The sequence below is a fragment of the Streptococcus sp. LYSM12 genome, assembly GCF_004569635.1.
GTDB lineage: Bacteria > Bacillota > Bacilli > Lactobacillales > Streptococcaceae > Streptococcus.
In genome coordinates, this window is sequence record NZ_SPOZ01000022.1 from 38,205 (window position 1) to 44,709 (window position 6,505).

General features: G+C 42.1%; 3 protein-coding genes, 1 tRNA gene and 1 pseudogene. 2 read left to right on the forward strand and 3 right to left on the reverse strand.

All coding sequences use genetic code 11. The features are described from left to right. Positions 1-66 precede the first annotated feature (66 nt). Positions 67-519, forward strand: coding sequence for a universal stress protein (locus E4T79_RS08120; RefSeq protein ID WP_135029319.1), 453 nt, complete (start codon positions 67-69; stop codon positions 517-519). 333 nt (positions 520-852) lie between these two features. Here E4T79_RS08120 and E4T79_RS11330 read toward each other — a convergent pair. Then, positions 853-2,239: pseudogene (locus E4T79_RS11330) on the reverse strand (Cof-type HAD-IIB family hydrolase). A 69-nt stretch (positions 2,240-2,308) separates the two neighbouring features. Here E4T79_RS11330 and E4T79_RS08135 point away from each other — a divergent pair. Then, positions 2,309-3,268, forward strand: a complete 960-nt coding sequence (locus E4T79_RS08135) for an asparaginase (RefSeq protein ID WP_135029323.1) — start codon at positions 2,309-2,311, stop codon at positions 3,266-3,268. Positions 3,269-3,673: 405 nt separating this feature from the next. Here the strand turns inward: E4T79_RS08135 and recG are convergent, their stop codons facing one another. Continuing rightward, positions 3,674-5,692: an ATP-dependent DNA helicase RecG gene (gene recG, locus E4T79_RS08140; RefSeq protein WP_135029329.1), complete on the reverse strand. Its 2,019-nt coding sequence runs from the start codon at positions 5,690-5,692 to the stop codon at positions 3,674-3,676. 611 nt (positions 5,693-6,303) lie between these two features. After that, positions 6,304-6,377, reverse strand: a tRNA-Pro gene (locus E4T79_RS08145). Positions 6,378-6,505 lie beyond the last annotated feature (128 nt).

Sequence of the window (6,505 nt, forward strand, 5' to 3'; positions counted from 1 at the left end):
CAAGAATTACTTCAACTTTCGAAAAAAAGATGTTATAATATATATGAAAAAGGGGGGTGACGACTTATGACACAGTCTTATCAAATGATATTGGTCGCTGTCGATGGTTCAAAAGAAGCGGAACTGGCTCTACACAAAGCTATTCACGTTGCAAAACGCAACCAGGCACGACTGATTATTGCCCATGTCATTGACACACGTGCGCTTACCAGCGTTGCAGTTTTCGATGCTAACATCTATGAAACACTTGAGCAGGAAGCTCGAACGCTTCTCAAGGAATACCAAGAGAAAGCCTTGCAGGCTGGTCTATCAGACGTACAAGTCGTTCTTGAATTCGGTAATCCTAAGACCCTACTTGCCCACGATATTCCAAAAGAAACAGGTGCTGATTTAATGCTCCTAGGTGCAACAGGGCTCAATACCTTTGAACGTCTCCTCATCGGCTCTTCTTCCGAATATATCCTACGCCACACTTCTATTGATCTGCTGGTTGTACGTGATAAAGACAAAACAATATAATATAAACGAGGTTGGGATACAGGTTTCCAACCTCGTTTGAATTTATAATCTGATACTCTATCAACAGCCACATCTAGCTAACTTTCACCGTTAAGAATGTGAAAAAATAGCAAAGCCCTCCCCCTCTGCACCAAAGGTAGAACGGAAGTTCAACAAGGTGAGGTAAGGCTGGAAACAGTTGATTGGTGACGAATATGAAGCGTTTGACTCACCATCCAAACGTGGGACTACCGATAAAACCTTAGAACAACCGATCAAGTAGCGTCTATTCAGCTCAAACAACAAGAAAAACGAAATAGAACCGCAGATTTCTACAACATTAGGAATCTAAACTTAATCCCCATTTACTTCTGATTTCTGACAAGCTTTCACTTGCCTGTCCAATTCTTCTTGAATAGCAGGCTCAGGTGCATAATCTTCCTCCCAATGATCTGGTTTTAGAATTTTATGAGTAACGGGATCAAAATGCGCTCGTCCATCTGGGAAGATCTTCCCCATGTTAGCCCGATGAACAATATCAAAAATCGGCTGGGGATCTACTCCCATTAAAGCAAAAGAACCATAGGTAAAGTAAAGCAAATCAAGCAAGGCATCTACTTGACCCAGCAATAAACTCCTAGGTCTGACTTTCTTTTTCGATTTTGCCGCTGCCCGATCTAACGCCTGATGAAGTTCCTGAAGCAGGTCTGCAAATTCCTCGTTATTCCTTGAAGTAGCATATAAAAATTCAACCAGTTCCTCCAACTTAAAGTCTGCTCTGTGTAGAGCTGTCTTTGCATCGTAGGCTTTCGGACACTCTTGGGTCATCCCGTCCATTTTAGCATGAAAGTTCTTGACTGCATTGAACTGATCATCTTTACTGCGAAACATCAACCCCTCCTTTGATAAGTTCAAAGTGCTCTAAAGCTTTAAAAATACCATCTTGGTTATTGCTATCTGTCACATAAAAAGCTGTTTGTCGGGCTTTTTTTGTCCCATTTTTCATAGCAACTGAATAGGGAACACCTGCTAGCATTTCCAAATCATTGTTGGAATCCCCAAAAGCTATTACTTCATCTATCGTAAATTGGTAGTGCGCCCCAACACGTTTAATCCCCTCCAACTTCGAATTTCCCTTGGAAATAATATCCACCGCATAGGGACTGGAGCGTGTAAAACCCAAATTGGGAAACTGCAAAGCTAATTTTCTCGTTTCTCTCTCTGTTGCTAATAGCATCATTTGATAGATTGAACGCTCAGAGATAATCCGTAATTGTTCCTTATCTTGAGGGCTCACTTTTCGCACAAATCTGTTGAAGATAAAATTGACTAGTCCCGCCCATGAAGCTGGAATCATCCGAGTCAGACGATAAGCGAGATTACCTCCACCAAAACTCATAATTCGACTACCCGCTACTCCAAAAGCCGTCCCAAAAGAGAGATCTTTTTTATATTTTTTAGCATACTCAATCAAGGCCGGCATATCTTCTTTTGGTAACTCCTGCATGAAGAGAACCTTTTCTCGCGATAGAATGTATTGCCCATTATACGTCACTGCAAAATCCAAACCCAATGATGCCATATACTGAAGGACAAAACGAGGACCACGCCCAGTAGCCAACCCCACCAGAATTCCTTGTTTCTTCAACTGATTGATAGCTGAGATCGTCAAAGGGCTGATTGTTCGATTATCAGTCAATAAGGTCCCGTCTATATCAAAAAAAACAGCCTTAATCTCCAACATCCCACCTACTTTCCTGTATTTTATGGTACAATTAGTATACCACATTTGGAAAGAATCTGAAAGTTTATGAAAAATATTCTTGTCTTACATACAGGTGGGACCATTTCTATGCAGGCTGATAGCACAGGAAAGGTTACCACAAATCAAGAAAATCCTATGAATCACGTTTCTGTGCCACTCGATGGAATTCAAGTCACAGCACTAGACATCTTTAATCTTCCTAGTCCTTATATGACCCCGACTCACATGCTCCAACTCTACCACAAGATGAAGGAAGAAGCTGCCCACTATGATGGAGTCGTTATCACACATGGGACAGATACTCTTGAAGAAACCGCCTATTTCCTTGACACGATGGAATTGCCCCATATTCCCGTCGTCTTAACAGGCGCTATGCGCTCATCAAATGAGTTAGGCAGCGACGGTGTCTACAACTACCTCAATGCCCTACGGGTAGCCAGTCATGACAAGGCAAGGGATAAAGGTGTCCTCGTCGTCATGAACGACGAAATTCATGCTGCAAAATACGTCACAAAGACCCACACAACCAATGTCGGGACTTTCCAAACACCGACCCATGGACCACTTGGCCTGGTGATGAAACATGAAATTCTCTACTTCAAAAATGCAGAGCCCCGCGTGCGTTTTGATTTAGATAAGATTTCCGGCTTTATTCCGATTATCCCTGCCTATGCTGGTATGAAGACGGAATTGCTGGATATGCTAGATAGTACGAAACTAGACGGTCTTATCATTGAAGCATTTGGCGCAGGAAATCTTCCGCAGGAAGTTGCAAGAAAACTCCGCAGCTTCCTTGAAGCTGGGATTCCAATCGCTCTTGTTTCTCGCTGTTTCAACGGCATTGCAGAACCCGTCTATGCCTACGCTGGTGGAGGAGTGAAATTGAGCCAAGATGGTATCTTCTTTGTTAAAGAGCTCAATGCACCTAAAGCCCGCCTTAAACTTCTCATCGCGCTAAACGCTGGCTTAAGCGGAGCCGAATTGAAAGAATACATGGAGGGCTGATGAAGACAATTAAAAACCGAAAGAAGACCTTGTGATTTCAGGAAAATCACCTGCCCTCATTCTCTAAGTATGTCGATTTGGGGAATAAAACGAAACTGTGATTTTGAAGTCTAGAGTACCTCGTCTTCTAGTTTCCAGGCTCAGGCTAACCGCAATCCACTGGATTATGTTAGTCCCCTGACTATTGCGTCACATTGTTTGTACCCTAATATAGTCATTTCGTTTATCGTTTGTTACTTCGTTCACTCGCTTTGCCGTACTCTAGTACAGCCTGCAGCTCCTTGCCTAGTACTAAAAGTAAACGAAAGGACTATATTTTAAAAATTCAAAAGTTTGAACCGCCCTAAAGGTAGACTTTTCCTAGCTACCTTTAAGGCGGTTCTCTTTTGTCCTAGAAGTTGTTTGTTAATCTAATCTCTCTTCTTTGGTTAAATACGGTAGCAAAACCTGCCATTCTGGTTGACTTTGCCAGTCCGACTTTGACACAATATGAGCCACGACTCGCCTTGCCTCTTCTAAAATGGCATAATCTTCAATGATATTTGCCACTTGAAACTCAGGTAAACCTGACTGACGCGTCCCAAAAATTTCTCCAGATCCCCGCATTTTCAAATCTTCTTCTGCCAATACAAAACCATCGGTTATTTCCGTCATAATCCGCATCCGTTCCTTGCCCGAATCTGTTTTGGGATTGGCTACCAAAATCGCATAGGATTGCTTCTGACCACGACCAACCCTCCCTCGTAATTGATGAAGTTGACTCAGTCCAAAACGATCTGCATCCATAATAACCATAACCGTTGCATTAGGTACATTGACACCGACCTCAATCACTGTAGTAGATACCAAAATATCTATATTCCCCTTTTTAAAGGTCTGCATAATCGCATCTTTCTCATCATTTTTCATCTGACCATGTAGCAAAGCTACCGTCGCTTTTTCCTTGAAATAAGCTACCAATTCCTCTTCCAAAGCAATAGCATTTCTCAGATCAAGCGCTTCTGATTCTTCAATCAGCGGCGAAATAACATAGATTTGCGCTCCCCTAGCCACCTCTTTTTCTAACCATTCCAATACAGCTGGAAACTGCTCATGCTTGACCCAGCGGGTCACAATAGGCTTGCGCCCTGCTGGAAGCTGATTGATAATTGAAACATCCATATCACCGAAAGAAGTAATCGCAAGCGTTCGAGGAATAGGTGTTGCTGTCATCATCAGAACATTAGGATTGGTCCCTTTTTCTCGCAACAATCGCCGTTGTTTGACCCCAAAACGATGCTGCTCATCCGTGACCACAAGACCTAAACGATGATAAATCACTCCGTCCTGAATCAAGGCATGTGTTCCTACGATAATATCCACTTGCCCAGATTCAATCGCCAGCAAAGCAGCCCTACGAGGTCCTACCCGCATACTACCCGTCAAGAGAACAATGGATAAATCAGGAAAGAGTTGAGACAAACTCTCAAAATGCTGCTCAGCTAAAATCTCAGTTGGCACCATTATTGCTGCCTGCATCCCAGCCGTACAAGTTGCATACATAGCCAAAGCGGCCACTACCGTTTTCCCCGAACCCACATCTCCTTGTAAAAGACGATTCATATGATGTGACGATTTCATATCCGCTAAAATCTCATCTAAAGCTCTTCTTTGTGCCTCCGTTAAATAAAATGGTAAAGAATCAATTTTTTCTTTCACCTTATGAGCATGATATAAAATAGCCACTCCATCTGAAGCCACCTTATCGGTTACCTTTAACTGCTGCAAACGCAACTGAAAATAAAATAATTCCTCAAATTTGACACGCCTCAACGCTTGCTTATACTCTGCTAGATTTTTTGGAAAATGCATCGCACGCACCGCTTGTCTTCGTTCCATTAACCGGTAACGTTCCTTAAGCGATTCTGGCAGATTTTCTCCTAATAATGCATCATATCCCTTATCAAATACTGCCTTGACCAATTTTACAATACTAGCTTGCGAGACTCCTTGCACAACATGGTAAATTGGCTGCAATTTATCTTCTAACTGAGCCACTAACTTCATCCCTGTTATCCCAGCCTTTGTCTTATCCCATTTCCCCCAGACAGCTATTTCTTGACCCACTTTAATCCGCTCAGCAAGATAAGGCTGATTAAAAAATGAAATCGCAACAACTACCTCACCCTGCTTGAGTGAAAAACGTAGCTTATTGCGCTTAAAACCATAATATTGTACAGTCGCAGGTGTCATTACAAGACCAGAAACCAAGGCTTTTTCACCATCTTCCAGCTCTAACACCGACCGAGCAGCAAAATCATCATAACGAAAAGGATAATAACATAGCAGATCCTCTGCCGTTTCTAATCCTAATTGTTGAAATTTCTCAGCCGACTTCTCACCCACACCAGGTAGGGCTGTTAATCTATCGTCTAAACTAATCATACCATGATTATAACAAAAAAATCTAAAAAGTACCATGTCCACTCATCACGAGTCACTCCATAGGCATCACATGAAGCAAAGGCTAGTTACATGCGTTTTCAACATATTTTCACTAAACCAACAATTCCAGCTGGCTAAGCCCCATTTCAATGCTCGTTTCAAAAAACTATCAAGGATAACTAACGAAGCCTATCCATCAGCTATTGGTCAGATATTTCCTCTATGTCATACTGACACCTACACAATAGAACATCAAACAAGTGTCCCACAAAATCCTGTCTGTTGGCTAAGAAGCCAATTTTCTCACAACTATTGTCATCCAGCTTCTATTTAGGTGACAGGACAAGCATGAAAAAGTAAAGTGAAACCTATTTTCTGCCTTTTATAGTCCTTTCATTTATCTTTTATTACTTCGTTCACTCGTCTTGCTGTACCATTGAGAAAAGTTACACTTTTCTTATCTGTCACTTGAAATAGTTATCAACTATTTCAACTACCTGCGACTCCTTGCCTAGTACTAAAAATAAACGAAACGGCTATAACACATTTGGTTCACCCTACTAAAATGAAAACCGAGCAAGAAAAAACAACCTGTATCCAGGTTGCTACAATCGGGAAGACAGGATTCGAACCTGCGACACCTTGGTCCCAAACCAAGTACTCTACCAAGCTGAGCTACTTCCCGTAAATAATGAGTGGTCAGACCTCACTTGTAGAGTACTTGTAAGGACGATTTACGCCGTAAATCCCTATCTCCAACCTCAAAGCCGTGCTTTGAGCTCTACCAAGCTGAGCTACTTCCCATACATATGA